This is a genomic window from Ensifer sp. ENS07 (genome assembly GCF_014852185.1).
GTDB lineage: Bacteria > Pseudomonadota > Alphaproteobacteria > Rhizobiales > Rhizobiaceae > Ensifer > Ensifer adhaerens.
The window spans coordinates 1,014,051-1,027,340 of record NZ_JACVBE010000001.1 but is presented as its reverse complement, the minus strand read 5'-3'; the positions used below and the strand labels follow the sequence as shown (position 1 = coordinate 1,027,340).

The following is a 13,290-nucleotide window of genomic DNA, read 5'->3' as shown; positions in this document are numbered from 1 at the left end:
ACACACGGGTGCTTCGCGGCTCCCAGGGGGATTAAGAGGGCGGCGCAATGCCGCCCTTTTCTCTCAGCCGGCGATATAGGCCTTGATCTGTTCGGTCTCGTGCTCGATGGCGCGGATGTGATGCTTGATCACGTCACCGATCGAGACGATGCCGGCAAGCTGGCCGTTCCTTTCGACCGGCAGGTGACGGGCCCGGAGCTTGCTCATCATTTCCATCAGGGTCTGAACCGACATGTCCTCGGTGCAGCAATAGACATTCTGCCACATGACCGCTGCCACCGGCCTTTCGAGACAGGTCGAACCCTGCTTGGCAATCGCTGCGACGATGTCGCGCTCAGTGAGGATGCCTGCGATCTGATCGTCCGCGTCGAGGATGACGACCGCACCGATATGATTGTCACGCAAGAGGATGGCAGCCTGTTGGACTGTCATTTGAGGGCCGACCGTTACGACATTCCGGCCCTTTTCATCGAGTATGGCTTTTACTGACATGCGCACATCTCCCGTTGCGACAACACCGGGTCGGCAGGGATAGGTCCAGCCATCTCACGTGCGGTACGGTCGGGCGATGGAACCTGTACCCTGGCCGCTTGCGAAAGCCGTCTCGCGTGCTCCTCAGACGCGGATGGCATTCGATACCCGGCCTACACGGGTCGCCCAGTCTTTCGATCACGGGCGACCGTAACAAATGGTGCGCCAGCGCCCTGGGGAAATCAAGCGCTCACAAGCGCCGTCCGCCGATCTTTCGCTCCGTCAGTCACGCGGATCGAAAAGGCTGAAGAGCAGAAAGCCGAAGAGGAAGCCGCCGATATGCGCTTCCCAGGCGACGCTGCCCGCTCCGCCGGGGGTAAACATGCCAAGGCCGATCAGGAAATTGGTCAGGAACCAGATACCGGCAAAGACCACGACCGAGCGGTTGGCCAGAGCCTCACCGACGTCGAGCCGACGATTGAGATGGGCAAACTGCCGGCTGATGCGCCCGCTCGGCGAGAAGACGAAGCGCGCGGCAGCCCCCATGAATCCGGACACCACGCCGGAAGCGCCGACGACGACGATCATTTCCCCCCAGTGAAACGCCGTATGCAGCGCGACTGCGGCCGCCGCCGACAGGCACCAGAACACGGCGAGACGCCCCATGCCGATCCGTCGCACGACCGGCGCACCGAAGGCCACCATCCAGAAGATGTTGAAGATCAGATGCTCCCAGCTTCCATGCAGGAAGGAATAGGTGACGGGGCTCCACAGCCAGGCAAGCCCCTGCTCGGCCAATGGGTGATCGTAGCGGGCCGGGAGAAAGGCGAAGTTGAAGATGATCTCCTGATCGATCGCCGGCGGCAGCACGTAGGTTCGCAGAACATGGATTGCGATCAGAAACAGCAGGATGATGGTCAGCCCCGCCGGCAGATTGAAGGCCGGCTCGCGCGCCGGGCTCGCGGCGCTGTCGCGCTCTGCTTCCGGTGGCGTCGCCGTCTGATCTCGTTCCATGGTTGCTGTGTTCTCCTCTCAATGCGGCCCACACATTCCTGTGCGATCGCGGCGATGGCATGGCATCACCGGAATTAGGACTGGAGTTGGGGCGACCAGCCATAAGCAAACAAAAAAAGACCGTCCAGCAAAAACTGAACGGTCGCCAAGCTCAGATCCGAGCTCCAGTTCAAGTGCCGAAGACAACGCTTCGTAAAGTGATGTCCTCCCCTGCCAGTTGCGGCGGCGCACTGCAACGGAAACCGTTTGTTAACCTTAATTTCCGGCTGGCACGATTTTCGCTCCTTAATCCTCAGAACCGAAATGCATGGCCGAAGATGTCTCGAACCGGGACACAACGGGCCGCAGGAATGGAATGAAAGAAGCGATGCGCAGCAATACGACGACGGAGCTTTTCCGATACTGGAACACCATTCGCGGGAAACGCGAGCTTCCGCGCCGCGACGAGCTTGAACCTTCCGACATCAAAACGCTGCTGCCGAACCTGTTCATTCTCGAGCGCGACCGCAATGCCGGCATCTCGTTTCGCCTGGCGGGAACCCAGGTGTGCGCCCTCTTTGGGCAGGAGCTGCGCGGGCGGCAATTCGGCATGCTCTGGCTCGGCAGCCAGGCGGCGAAAACGCAGCGCATCACCGGCCAGGTCATGACGCACCGTGTGCCGCTCGTGCTTTCGGCCAAGGGCCGTACCGCCGACGCGCGGGAAGTCGATATCGAAACCCTGCTTTTGCCGCTTGCCTCCAGCAAAGGAGAAAGTGACCGGGTCCTTGGCGCCCTCTCACCTCTTTCCCGCCCGTATTGGTTGCATGCAACCTCAATCGAATGTCTCGATGCGACGGGCATGAAGGTTCTCGACCCTGATCGGACTGCTGTGTTTCGCGACGAGGAAACCGAGCGACAGAGCGATGCCTTTGCGAAATCGCCTGCCGCCGGCGCATTTTCGCGCGAATTCCGCCAGTTCGGGCATCTCCGCATCCTCGAGGGCGGGCGCCGCGATTGATCGCGCCGACTGTCCCGAGATGATGTCAGGGACCAACCGGAGGACGAACCTTCTATTAACTTGAAAAGGCTAAGCTCCGCCAGCCAAGCTATGTCGCCACAGAGTCATCATGTTCTCGTTTCAGCACGCACAGAATACCGCTCCGAAACCGCACCACGAAGGTGCGTTCCAGCGCGTTTCCGTGAATCTGGCGGGGCGGCTGATGCTTGCCAATCATGACGAGTTCGAGTGCACCGCCATCGACATGTCGCCCGGCGACGTCCTGCTTTCCTCGCCGGCCCAGCCGCGCGCGGGCGAACGCATCATCGCCTATGTCGATCACGTCGGTCGTCTCGAAGGCACGGTGTCTCGCATCGCCGATGGCGCTTTCGTCATCCAGCTCAACGCGACCGAGCGCAAGCGCGAGAAGCTCGCGGCCCAACTCACCTGGATCGCCAACAAGCATGAGCTCGGCCTGCCCGAAGACCGCCGCCACGATCGCCTTGCGCCGCGCAAAACGGTAACCGAATTGACGCTCGACACGGGCGAGAAGTTCCCGTGCCGCATCATCGACCTTTCGCTGTCCGGTGCTGCCGTCGACATCGAGAACCGCCCACCGATCGGAACCGCCATCCTCCTGGGAAATATGAAGGGCCGGATCGTCCGTCACTTCCAGGAAGGCTGCGCCATCGAGTTCTTGGGCATCCAGTCCCGTGAGGCGCTGACCGAATTCCTCTAACGGCGCGCCTGCGCCGTCCTTCGGCTACCCGCCTTGCATTGAGCAACGCTCCTAGCCCGACCATCTCCCGAACTGTCCTTCAGACATAAAACCGTCTTCGTGCTTCTTTTGTGCGGCAAAGAACCCCCGCTCCCACATCGCTCCGCTCGGCTACGCCCGAGAGAACGCGCTAAAGGCGTGCTCGCTTAGGCCCTACGTCCCCGAGCCCGAAGACACACGATGATCGGTGGCAACCGGAGCGGTTTTCGCGAGCAGAAGCGCGCCGCATCCGCGCCTGGATCATTTCGAGACAAGTCCGGCGCCGCGATCAAAATGCTCTCGTCGTCCGCAAATATTTTTCCGGTGGAATTCAAGCGAAAACGCATATTTCAAGTCAAAACTCTCCTGAAGTGTCAAGTAGAGACGCTGCAAAGACGCATCTCCTGCCGTGGCCGCGCCGCAGTTTTTGCACCGCCCAGTCGCTCGTTTCCCGCATAACCAAGCAAATACAGCGGGTTAAATGCTTAACAAATTACGTCTCCACCAGCGGGCGGAGCTAAAATCGATAAAATTTGATTCAAATTCGATTCAAATACAAATAAAATTCTATTCTTGTTTTATTCTTATACGACTTTCATTTGTACTTGTTTTTAGCTCGCAAGTTCGCGAGCGATAAAAACGTCTGTGCCATTGTCGAACCATAACGGGGAGACAATCATGCTCAAGACAATCACCAAGCTGATCGCGGTTGCGGTCCTTTTCACCGGCGGCCTTTTCGGCACGGCTCAGGCGCTTCCGGCCAACATGGTCGTGACCGGCTCCACCAACCCGCCGATCGGCCACTACGAGTTCTGCAAGATCTATGCGTCGGAGTGCACCTCCAACGGCAAGGATGGCGGCCCGATGGTGCTGACCCGCGAAGGCTGGCAGAAAATTCTCGAGATCAACTACGACGTCAACCAGGCGATCACTCCGATGACCGACATGGAAATCCATGGCGTCGAAGAGAAGTGGTCCTATCCGGAAACCGTCGGCGATTGTGAAGACTACGTCCTCCTGAAGCGCCGCAAGCTGATCGAAAACGGCTTCTCCGCATCCGACCTGCTGATCACCGTCGTGCTGCAGCCGAATGGCGACGGCCATGCCGTCCTCACCGTTCGCACCGACCGCGGCGACTTCATCCTCGACAACATGCGCAACAAGGTGCTGCTGTGGTCGGATACCGAATACACCTACCTCAAGCGCCAATCGACCGAGCATTCCGGCCGCTGGGTCAAGCTTCAGGACGGCCGCACCGTTGCCGTCGGTAGCGTTCGCACACAGTAAGATCTGAAACACAGGCGAGCCGCCACCCGGCGGACGTCTCTCCCAACGGGCCTCGGTCAGTCCATTTTCCCCGTCCAGACCGAGCCTCGGCCGGTTCCGTGTCCCTCGGAACCGGCCGTTTTTTATGCGGCCTTGTCTCCCCGGACGCACGCAGGCATAGGGCATTCATCGAAAGTTAACCGTCTTCGACCAGCGTCGGGCAAGCGGCGTCCGCCACACTTCGGTCCGCCGCCAACCAAGGGCTCGACACTCGACTTGGGCGCGGCCAACGCGACGGGACGGCCACCATGAGCAACGCTCCAAACGGGATAGACGAACCGGAACTCCGGCCGCTGCTGTCGGCCCGCTTCATCTACCGGGTGACGGCGGTCGTTGTTGTGCTCGCAGCCCTGACGGCGGCAATCGCGTTCGCGGGAAGATGGTTCGGCGAAAACCTGGCGCTGGCCGGTCACACCGCCAGCAGGGAGCCCTACGATATCTTCATCGGACAGGATCATCTGCGGCTGCCGGCGAACATGATCCGCTTCGAGGCCCAACGTGCCACCTCGATCGTCGGGCGTGTCGATGTCTACCTGACATGGCCCGGCCTTGAAGGTTACAGCGACGAAAATCGCGACCTCTTCAACGACGTCGACGCGCCTGAAAATCTGATCTTCCTGCAGATTTCGCAAAGCACGATGTCCCGCGACATGTCGGGTCGGGTGGAGCCGATCTACAAGCAGGTCTTCGACGGCACTCCATCCCCCGGGCCGAACGGACTGCTTTTACATGCGACCAAAGCTGCCTCCAGCTACGCAGGCGAAGTCTTTTATACTGCGGAGCGGACAGGCCAGGCGCCCTACGTGGTGCGCTGTCTGAAATCCGATGCGCAAACCATATCGACCAGCGCCGACTGCCAGCGCGACATTCATGCCGGCAAGGACCTCGTCGTGCTCTACCGCTTCGCCAATAAACTGTTGCCGCAATGGAAGGAAATCGACAACGCGATTACAGCTTTCATCAAAAGCCGAATCGTGCCCTGATTTCGTCCAACTGATGTGGTGCAGGCAGGCACCGCATCATTGCGCTACACCGGAATTGTCTTTGTACGAATGCGTCCGATTCCGGAAACCAATCATTCATCATAAACCGATTGGTAACGCTATGCCGATACTGTCTCGAGAACGGTCGTTCCCGGAGGCGGCGTCCGGACAACCCCATGACATGAGAATAAAGAGCAGCGTAGTGTCCCAAACCGGTTTTTTTGATCTCGCGAAGCGCCCGTTCGGCGCTCTTTCAAAGATGGTAAAGCGGGTCGTCCTGGCAGGCACCATTGCCTCGGTCGCCTTTGTGTTGCCCGGCTTTGCGGCGTCGACCTACGCCAATCCCAAATATTCGGGCATCGTCGTCGATGCCAAGACCGGCAAGATCCTCTATGGCGAGGATGCCGACGAACTGCGCTATCCGGCGTCTCTCACCAAGATGATGACGCTCTACCTCACCTTCGAGGCGCTCGAAGCCGGTCGGATCAGCAAGTCCACGCAGATTCCCTTCTCGAAAAATGCGTCCGCGGAACCTCCGTCGAAGCTCGGCGTGCGCGCCGGCCAGTCGATCACCGTCGAACAGGCGATCCTTTCGCTCGTTACACGGTCGGCCAACGATGCCTCCACGGCACTTGGCGAGTATCTCGGCGGTTCCGAGCAACGCTTCGCCCGCATGATGACGAACAAGGCGCGCGCGCTCGGCATGACGCGCACGACGTACCGCAACGCCAACGGCCTGCCCAATCCGGAACAGCGCACGACCGCACGCGACCAGGCCCGCCTCGGCCTCGCGCTTCGTCAGCATTTCCCGCAATATTACGACTACTTCTCCACGCGCAGCTTCCGCTTCGGCAAGCAGACCATCGGCAACCACAACCGCCTACTCGGCAATGTGCGCGGCGTCGACGGCATCAAGACCGGCTACACGCGTGCTTCCGGCTTCAACCTCGTGACCTCGGCCCAACTCGACGGCCGCAGCATCGTCGCCGTCGTCATGGGCGGCACCTCGGGCGCCAGCCGCGATGCACAGATGCGCCGCCTGGTTGCGAAGTACATGCCGGACGCATCGCGTCGCGGCAACGGCAACCTGATTGCCGAGACGAAGCCGACCCCCGTTCCGGCCGAAGAGACCCAGGTTGCAGCCGCAGCGCCCGTTGCCGAGACGCCGGTCGTCGCAGCCGTCGCCACTGGCCATGACTTGCCCAACACCGGTCCCGTTCCGGATTTCCGCTACAACGGCGAAAGCGCCAGCAGCGTGCAGATGGCCTATGCCGGCAACAAGCGTGCATCGGACAACCCTGTCCTTTCTCCGAAAATCGTTCCTAACACGCTCGACGCGCAGAGCCTGAAGCTTCGCCAGCCTGCGACCGCAGCGATGGTCGACACCCAGATCACCAATTCCGTGCCGAAGAAGGCAGAACCTGTTGCCAAGGCAGAGCCTGCTGAAGTCGCAAAGGCCGAGCCGATGCCGGCGCAGCCGCAGGGCTGGGTGATCCAGATCGGTGCCACTCCGGACAAGGATCAGGCCATGACGCTGCTCGGCAACGCCAAGGACAAGGGTGGCAAGGCACTGCGCAACGCGCAGCCGTTCACCGTCGCCTTCGGCCAGGTCTACCGCGCCCGCTTCGGCGGCTTCGATGACCAGAATTCGGCAGTCAACGCCTGCAAGGCCTTGAAGAAGAAAGGCATCTCCTGCTGGGCCAGCCAGCAGTAGCGACGAAATTTGGCGGCCGGATGTGTTTGTTTTCCGGCCGCCTTCCTCGGATTTGTACAGCGTAACGAGGTTAAACATGGCAATGAACGAGAACGTTCCGGGTGTCACCCCGCTGCCGGGGCGACGGGCTAAACCGTCGCGCATCAATCTGCACCCCCTGCACGAGGCGGCCATGCGCATCGCCGATCTCGGCCTCAATCGATCGAAGGCCAAGACACGCGATCTCGTCGGCATGCTTTTGACGCACGGAGCTCGAGCCTGGCGCTCGACCCAGCCGCGCGCCGGCATCCACCTTCACGTGACGGCGCCAAACCGGCGCCATCCGCTGAAGATGCGGATCACCTGAACATTCACAGTTCGAAAGGCGGCCACGGCCGCCTTTTTGCTTTCTGGCTGGATGATGGTGCGGCCTCGGTAGGGCCGTTTCGCGCGCGCAGAAGAGTGCGAAAGCAGGCGACACCTTCAAGGACGCGTTGGTTGCCGCTCGATTGCCAAGAGCTCAGCAAAATGCCCGCGGCATATGACTTCTAGAGAAGCCCGAGTTCGGCCAGTTCGCGCCGCAGTTCGAGCGGCATCTCGGAGCCGCCGCCCGATAGCGACGCCAGGTCGCGCGGGGCGTCCTTGTCGGTCAGGTAACGCCATCCCTGAAACGCGCGACGCGGCTGCAGTTCGGTTTCGATCACTTCCGGACCCAGCAGCAGATTACAACGGCCGATACCTTCGCCGTCGGTAAAGGTCTCGATGCCGATGAGCGGCTGGCGCGCCTGCACGCTGCCCTTGATCACCCAGTAGAGCGAGCCGCCTTCCAGCAGTTCCTCCACGCGCTTGGGCACCATGCGCGTCGTGTGGAACGAGTGCGGCTCGAGGCCGGCGGCCATGGCCGCCATCGCCTTGCGCGAAACCCATTCGCGCAGGTCCTCGATCGATTCCGCTCCGACGCAGAGCTTTATGAGATGTAGAGACATGGCTTTTTTTGAACACCCGTCCGGCCGTTGCGGTCAAGCGGCCAGACGTCGTTCATCCACAATCACCGCAATACGTCCGGTCGATACACCGGCGTCTGGGCTTCGAGAGGCTTGCAAGCCTCAACATTCGACAACGTTGACCGCAAGACCGCCGGTCGATGTTTCCTTGTACTTCTCGTTCATGTCGACGCCCGTCTGCCGCATCGTCTCGATGCAGGCGTCGAGCGGCACGAAATGCTTGCCGTCACCTTTGAGCGCCAGAGAAGCGGCCGTCACCGCCTTGACCGCTCCAAGCGCATTGCGCTCGATGCAGGGCACCTGCACGAGGCCGGCCACAGGATCGCAGGTCATACCGAGGTGATGTTCGAGTGCAATCTCGGCCGCATTTTCGATCTGCTCGGGGGTACCGCCCATAACGGCAGCAAGGCCCGCCGCCGCCATCGCGGACGCCGAGCCGACCTCGCCCTGACAGCCGACCTCAGCGCCGGAAATCGAGGCGTTGTGCTTGATGATGCCGCCGATCGCGGCAGCCGTCAGCAGATAGTCGCGAATGCCTTCCTGGTCGGCGTCGTCATGGAAATGCATGTAATAGCGGATCGTCGCCGGCACCACGCCTGCGGCACCGTTGGTGGGCGAAGTGACGACGCGGCCGCCGGCGGCATTTTCCTCGTTGACCGCCATTGCGTAGACGCTCAGCCAATCGTTGGCGAGCAGAGGATTGGCCTTGTTGGAACGCCACTCCTCCTGCAGCTTGTCGTGGATCGAGCGGGCGCGGCGGCGAACCTTCAAGCCGCCGGGCATGATGCCGTCCTGGCTCAAGCCCCGGTCGATGCAATTGCTCATGGCGCCCCAGATGCGGTCGAGCCCGGCGTTCAGCTCGTCCGGCGACATCGCCGCCTCTTCGTTCGCCCGCTTCATCTGCGCAATCGTCAAGCCTGAGCGCGCAGACATGTCCAGCATTTCCTGGGCCGAGGAGAACGGGAACGGCACCTTGACGCCCGTCGCCTTGTTCTTCGAGGCGCGCATGGCCTCAAGTTCCGTGTCGGTCACGACGAAGCCGCCGCCGATCGAATAGTAGATCCGCTTCAACAGCAGGCGGCCGTCGCGGTCGAAGGCAGAAAACGACATGCCGTTGGCATGGCCGGGCAACGGCACCTTCTTGTCGAAAACCAGATCGGTCTTCGGCTGGAATTCGTAGGACGGATGGCCCGGCGGTGTAATGCGGCCCGTGCGTTCGACCTCATCGATGAGGGCATCCATGCGATCCGGATCGACGAGATCCGGGCGTTCGCCAACGAGTCCGAGGATCACCGCCCTGCCCGTTCCGTGGCCGATGCCGGTGTGGGCGAGCGAACCGTGCAGGCTCACCTTGATCGCCGCAACGGAGGCATGGGACGGACGTGGCCAGTCGTCGGAAAGGATGAGATCGAGAAAGCGATTGGCGGCCGACATCGGCCCCATCGTATGCGAGCTCGAAGGCCCGATACCAATCTTGAACACGTCGAAGACGGAAAGAAACATAAGCTGCCTGCCCCGGAGACTGACCCGCGACGCACGGGCATGATCGCCCGGCACCGCATTCACGATTGCCTCGATACCACGCTTCGAAGTCTATGCGAACCGGCGTGATACCCTCTTATTTGCTGGTGGATTTTACGCCTTGATCGGTGCCGATTTAAGGAGATCCGCAAGCAGATATAGGAACGAAGCCTAAGCGATCCCATAGCAGGCCGTCAGGCGGTCAACCGACATTCGATCCCGTCCGTGCGACATTGACCTCCCGCAAGGGCTCCGGGTAGCGCCACTGGTTGCCTGGAATCAAAAACGGCGCGGCTTTTGGGAAGCCGCGCCGTCAATCAGTGGACTTTTCTAGATACTAGATATCAAAGGCCGCCGAAAAGATAAGCAAGAACAAGAACGCCAGCGAAACCAGCCACGGCGCGTGCAGTTACGCCCCAGCAAGACTTCTGAATTGTATTGTCCATGATGTCTCCGAAAACACTCTCAACGGCCGCGGGCAGCACAGTGGGCGCCCGCGTCTGGGGCCATGCATATTGAAGAAAGCGTAAATGCGCAATGGGGGAATGTGGCGGAAAGGTGTCAAGCCCGTGCGACCGAACACAGGATCCTGGTGAAAACCGCACAAATGGTCGGTACGGCCGGGAAGAAATTCCGCCGCAATTTCATCACAGTAGTTGACGCGTCGCGGATTCCGACACCGCCCCGGCCACCTTGCAATTTCCAAAAGCCATGCCAAAAACACGTGTATGACCTTCGAAGATTACATAGCGCTTGTCGTGTTTATCCTGCTTTGGGCGGGTTTCAGCTGGGCGACCGATGGCACGCGCGGCTTCAAACGCGTGAGTCTTACGCGCCTCATGAACGAGCATCGCGGCCGCTGGATCCGCAATTCGCTCAACCGCGACCTGAAGATGATCGATACGCAGATCATCGCGGGGCTCCAGGCCGGCACCGCTTTCTTCGCTTCAACGACCATCTTCGCGCTCGGCGGCTGCTTCGCACTGCTCGGCGCTACCGAACAGGCGCAGATGATCTTTGCCGACATGCCCTATGTCTTCCATGGCGGGCGCACGGCGTTCGAGCTGAAGGTCGGCGGCCTCACCTGCCTCTTCGGCTACTCCTTCTTCAAGTTCGGCTGGTCCTACCGGCTGTTCAACTATTGCTCGATCCTGATGGGTGGCATCCCGATGACCGCCGACATGCAGCGGGATCGACATGCGGCGGAGAAGGCGGCCGAACGGGCGATCCGCATGAACGTGCTTGCCGCCAAGCACTTCAACGCCGGTCTCCGGGCGATCTTTCTTTCGATCGGCTATCTCGGCTGGTTCATCAGCCCCTATGTGTTCGTGGCGCTCACCGTCTTCGTCATCTTCGTCTTGACCCGCAGACAGTTCTTCTCGGAGGCGCGTTCCGCGCTCCTCAAGGACGCAACACCCTGACAATCCGCGCAACCGGCGCGCCGGACGGCTGCGGATCGCAGCCGCGGCGTTCCGTCAGCAATCAAGGACGCGTGCCTGGCGCAAGCCAGGCCTGCCACTCTTCTTCACGCCAACAGGATGGCGAATGCCCATGTCCGATATCCATGTGACCGCACCGGCAGCAGAGACCCCAGCGAAACCGACAGGCAGGCGCCTCGCCTTCATCGATGTCGCGCGCGGCGTGGCGCTGCTTGCCATGGCGACCTATCACTTCGTCTGGGACCTCGAGTTCTTCGGCTATGTCGCAGCAGGCACGGCCGGCACCGGCGGCTGGAAGATTTTTGCGCGGCTGATTGCCAGCAGCTTCCTGTTTCTTGCCGGCTACAGCCTCGTGCTCGGACAATGGCCGACGATCCGCATCAACGCGTTCCTGCGCCGTTTCGCCAAGATCGCCGGCGCCGCAGCGTTGATCACGATTGCCACCTATTTTGCCTTCCCGGACACCTTCATCTTCTTCGGCATCCTGCATGCGATCGCCGCGGCAAGCCTGATCGGCCTGATATTCCTCAGGCTTCCTGCCGTCGTTTCCTTCGCCGCAGCCGCCGCGGCCATCGCGGCACCCTTCTATCTGCGCTCGCCGATCTTCGATGCGCCCTGGCTTTGGTGGGTCGGTCTGTCCGAGACGCTGCCACGGTCCAACGACTACGTGCCGCTGTTGCCGTGGCTCGGGCCGTTTCTGCTCGGCCTTGGTGCCGCCAAGCTCTTCCACGCGCGGCTGGTATCCGCGCTTGCAAGCCGGCCCTCCACAGATGGCAAGGGGCGGCTGTGGATGACGCCCCTCGTCTTCGGCAGCCGTCACAGTCTGGCCATATACCTCATTCACCAGCCCGTGCTCATCGGACTGGTCTATCTCTTCTCGCTGATCTCTCCGCCGACACTGCCGGATCCCAAGGAAGCCTACCGCAGCAATTGCGTTGCGGCCTGCAACCAGGGAAATCCTGCCGTGCCGTGCGACAGCTTCTGCGGCTGTACCCTCGACCGTCTGGTGGAACAGAACCTGTTCGACAGCCTGAACAGGGGAGAGATCAACGTCAGCAGCGATGAACGCATTGCGCGAATCGCGCAGCAATGCACAATGAACGTGCAATCAGGGGACTAGGACATGAATGCCTATCGTGCCAAGCCGCTGAACTTCCCATGGCCGGCCCTTCTCTACGGGGTCGCCACTCTTGCGGCGCTTCTACTGGCGCGACATTTTCCCATTCCGGTGGCACATGGCCACGGCTGGTTTCCCTGGATCAGCGGCGGCGCCCTGATTATCGTTGCGATCTGGCTGGCCCTCTGGGCCGTCAAAACGCTGCTCGATCGGCATACGGCGGTCATGCCCTACCGATCAGCCACATGCCTGGTCACCTACGGTCCGTTCCGCTTCACGCGCAATCCGATCTATCTCGGCTACACCTTGATGATGATCGGCTTTGGGCTGGCGACGCTCAATCCGTGGTTCTTCATCATGGCGATTGCAGCCGTGATGCTGACCACACTCTTTGCCATCCGCAATGAAGAGCGGCACCTGCTGTCGCGCTTCGGTTTCGAATTCGAGCGCTACTGCCGGCATACCAGCCGTTGGATCTGAGCGCCGGCAGGGATACACGCAGCAAAAAGGGCAGCGCGAACGCTACCCTTCGAAAATTCCAGACATAAACCAGCGACCCTTCAGGTGCCGACGCCGATTTCGGCCAAACGCGTCAGGCACGCTTCCTCGACATTGTCGAGTTCCGTCAGCGTATCGTCGATGTCCTTGCGCTTCTGGCGCAGCTCTTCGCGCTTTTCCTCGACGCGCGACATCAGCAGCTGAAGCTGGCCGAGCTCGCCGGGAGGGTCCTTGTAGACCTGAATGATTTCACGGATCTCGGCGATGGTGAAGCCGATGCGGCGCCCTCGCAGAATCTCCTGAATGAGCCGCCGGTCGGCCGGCCGGAACAGGCGCGTGCGACCACGGCGCTCCGGATGGATGAGGCCCTCGTCCTCATAGAAACGCAGCGTTCGCGTGGAAATGCCGAATTCCCGCGTCAATTCGGTGATGCTATAGTATTTATCCACGCTGCCATTCCATGTGTTCCTGGGCATGCACTATCGTTGACC

The 13,290-nt window shown here is 60.9% G+C and carries 14 protein-coding genes; 9 read left to right on the top strand and 5 right to left on the bottom strand.

Annotated elements, in window-relative coordinates; all coding sequences use genetic code 11:
- Positions 1–63 precede the first annotated feature (63 nt).
- A complete protein-coding gene (locus IB277_RS05190) occupies positions 64–492 on the bottom strand; it encodes a CBS domain-containing protein (RefSeq protein WP_034795965.1) in 429 nt (142 codons plus the stop codon).
- A 261-nt stretch (positions 493–753) separates the two neighbouring features.
- Positions 754–1,485 (bottom strand): rhomboid family intramembrane serine protease, encoded by a 732-nt coding sequence (locus tag IB277_RS05185; RefSeq protein ID WP_089044571.1) that lies wholly within the window; start codon positions 1,483–1,485, stop codon positions 754–756.
- A 355-nt stretch (positions 1,486–1,840) separates the two neighbouring features.
- On the opposite strand from IB277_RS05185, the gene IB277_RS05180 reads away from it, so the two are divergent.
- From IB277_RS05180 to IB277_RS05150, 6 genes are all read left to right on the top strand, one after another.
- On the top strand, positions 1,841–2,482 hold the full coding sequence (locus tag IB277_RS05180; protein WP_244546740.1) for a PAS domain-containing protein: 642 nt from the start codon (positions 1,841–1,843) through the stop codon (positions 2,480–2,482).
- Positions 2,483–2,591: 109 nt separating this feature from the next.
- Positions 2,592–3,200 (top strand): PilZ domain-containing protein, encoded by a 609-nt coding sequence (locus IB277_RS05175; RefSeq protein ID WP_060607360.1) that lies wholly within the window; start codon positions 2,592–2,594, stop codon positions 3,198–3,200.
- A 696-nt stretch (positions 3,201–3,896) separates the two neighbouring features.
- Positions 3,897–4,505 carry a transglutaminase-like cysteine peptidase gene (locus IB277_RS05165; protein WP_034795974.1) on the top strand — a complete coding sequence of 203 codons (609 nt, stop codon included), beginning with the start codon at positions 3,897–3,899 and terminating at the stop codon, positions 4,503–4,505.
- Positions 4,506–4,792: 287 nt separating this feature from the next.
- Positions 4,793–5,527: a hypothetical protein gene (locus IB277_RS05160; protein ID WP_089044569.1), complete on the top strand. Its 735-nt coding sequence runs from the start codon at positions 4,793–4,795 to the stop codon at positions 5,525–5,527.
- 181 nt (positions 5,528–5,708) lie between these two features.
- Positions 5,709–7,241 (top strand): SPOR domain-containing protein, encoded by a 1,533-nt coding sequence (locus IB277_RS05155; protein ID WP_110818981.1) that lies wholly within the window; start codon positions 5,709–5,711, stop codon positions 7,239–7,241.
- Positions 7,242–7,317: 76 nt separating this feature from the next.
- On the top strand, positions 7,318–7,587 hold the full coding sequence (locus IB277_RS05150) for a hypothetical protein (RefSeq protein ID WP_034795983.1): 270 nt from the start codon (positions 7,318–7,320) through the stop codon (positions 7,585–7,587).
- A gap of 181 nt (positions 7,588–7,768) precedes the next feature.
- Here IB277_RS05150 and IB277_RS05145 read toward each other — a convergent pair whose 3' ends face one another.
- Both IB277_RS05145 and IB277_RS05140 read right to left on the bottom strand, forming a co-directional pair.
- A complete protein-coding gene (locus IB277_RS05145) occupies positions 7,769–8,206 on the bottom strand; it encodes a DUF1489 family protein (protein WP_034795986.1) in 438 nt (145 codons plus the stop codon).
- Positions 8,207–8,326: 120 nt separating this feature from the next.
- Complete coding sequence (locus IB277_RS05140; protein ID WP_090295770.1) at positions 8,327–9,727, bottom strand: L-serine ammonia-lyase; 1,401 nt, start codon at positions 9,725–9,727, stop codon at positions 8,327–8,329.
- A gap of 746 nt (positions 9,728–10,473) precedes the next feature.
- On the opposite strand from IB277_RS05140, the gene IB277_RS05135 reads away from it, so the two are divergent.
- From IB277_RS05135 to IB277_RS05125, 3 genes are all read left to right on the top strand, one after another.
- Positions 10,474–11,166, top strand: coding sequence for a DUF599 domain-containing protein (locus tag IB277_RS05135; RefSeq protein ID WP_034795992.1), 693 nt, complete (start codon positions 10,474–10,476; stop codon positions 11,164–11,166).
- 130 nt (positions 11,167–11,296) lie between these two features.
- Positions 11,297–12,304 carry a heparan-alpha-glucosaminide N-acetyltransferase gene (locus tag IB277_RS05130; protein ID WP_060517381.1) on the top strand — a complete coding sequence of 336 codons (1,008 nt, stop codon included), beginning with the start codon at positions 11,297–11,299 and terminating at the stop codon, positions 12,302–12,304.
- 3 nt (positions 12,305–12,307) lie between these two features.
- Positions 12,308–12,781: an isoprenylcysteine carboxylmethyltransferase family protein gene (locus IB277_RS05125; RefSeq protein ID WP_034796004.1), complete on the top strand. Its 474-nt coding sequence runs from the start codon at positions 12,308–12,310 to the stop codon at positions 12,779–12,781.
- A gap of 80 nt (positions 12,782–12,861) precedes the next feature.
- Here the strand turns inward: IB277_RS05125 and IB277_RS05120 are convergent, their stop codons facing one another.
- Positions 12,862–13,248: a MerR family DNA-binding transcriptional regulator gene (locus IB277_RS05120; RefSeq protein WP_089044566.1), complete on the bottom strand. Its 387-nt coding sequence runs from the start codon at positions 13,246–13,248 to the stop codon at positions 12,862–12,864.
- Positions 13,249–13,290 lie beyond the last annotated feature (42 nt).

Bases quoted from the DNA above. Each gene is read 5' to 3' on its own strand.
- IB277_RS05135 (WP_034795992.1), top strand. From the start codon at position 10,474: ATGACCTTCGAAGATTACATAGCGCTTGTCGTGTTTATCCTGCTTTGG.
- IB277_RS05125 (WP_034796004.1), top strand. From the start codon at position 12,308: ATGAATGCCTATCGTGCCAAGCCGCTGAACTTCCCATGGCCGGCCCTT.
- IB277_RS05180 (WP_244546740.1), top strand. From the start codon at position 1,841: ATGAAAGAAGCGATGCGCAGCAATACGACGACGGAGCTTTTCCGATAC.
- IB277_RS05150 (WP_034795983.1), top strand. From the start codon at position 7,318: ATGGCAATGAACGAGAACGTTCCGGGTGTCACCCCGCTGCCGGGGCGA.
- IB277_RS05190 (WP_034795965.1), bottom strand. From the start codon at position 492: ATGTCAGTAAAAGCCATACTCGATGAAAAGGGCCGGAATGTCGTAACG.
- IB277_RS05140 (WP_090295770.1), bottom strand. From the start codon at position 9,727: ATGTTTCTTTCCGTCTTCGACGTGTTCAAGATTGGTATCGGGCCTTCG.
- IB277_RS05155 (WP_110818981.1), top strand. From the start codon at position 5,709: ATGAGAATAAAGAGCAGCGTAGTGTCCCAAACCGGTTTTTTTGATCTC.
- IB277_RS05145 (WP_034795986.1), bottom strand. From the start codon at position 8,206: ATGTCTCTACATCTCATAAAGCTCTGCGTCGGAGCGGAATCGATCGAG.
- IB277_RS05185 (WP_089044571.1), bottom strand. From the start codon at position 1,485: ATGGAACGAGATCAGACGGCGACGCCACCGGAAGCAGAGCGCGACAGC.
- IB277_RS05130 (WP_060517381.1), top strand. From the start codon at position 11,297: ATGTCCGATATCCATGTGACCGCACCGGCAGCAGAGACCCCAGCGAAA.
- IB277_RS05165 (WP_034795974.1), top strand. From the start codon at position 3,897: ATGCTCAAGACAATCACCAAGCTGATCGCGGTTGCGGTCCTTTTCACC.
- IB277_RS05160 (WP_089044569.1), top strand. From the start codon at position 4,793: ATGAGCAACGCTCCAAACGGGATAGACGAACCGGAACTCCGGCCGCTG.
- IB277_RS05175 (WP_060607360.1), top strand. From the start codon at position 2,592: ATGTTCTCGTTTCAGCACGCACAGAATACCGCTCCGAAACCGCACCAC.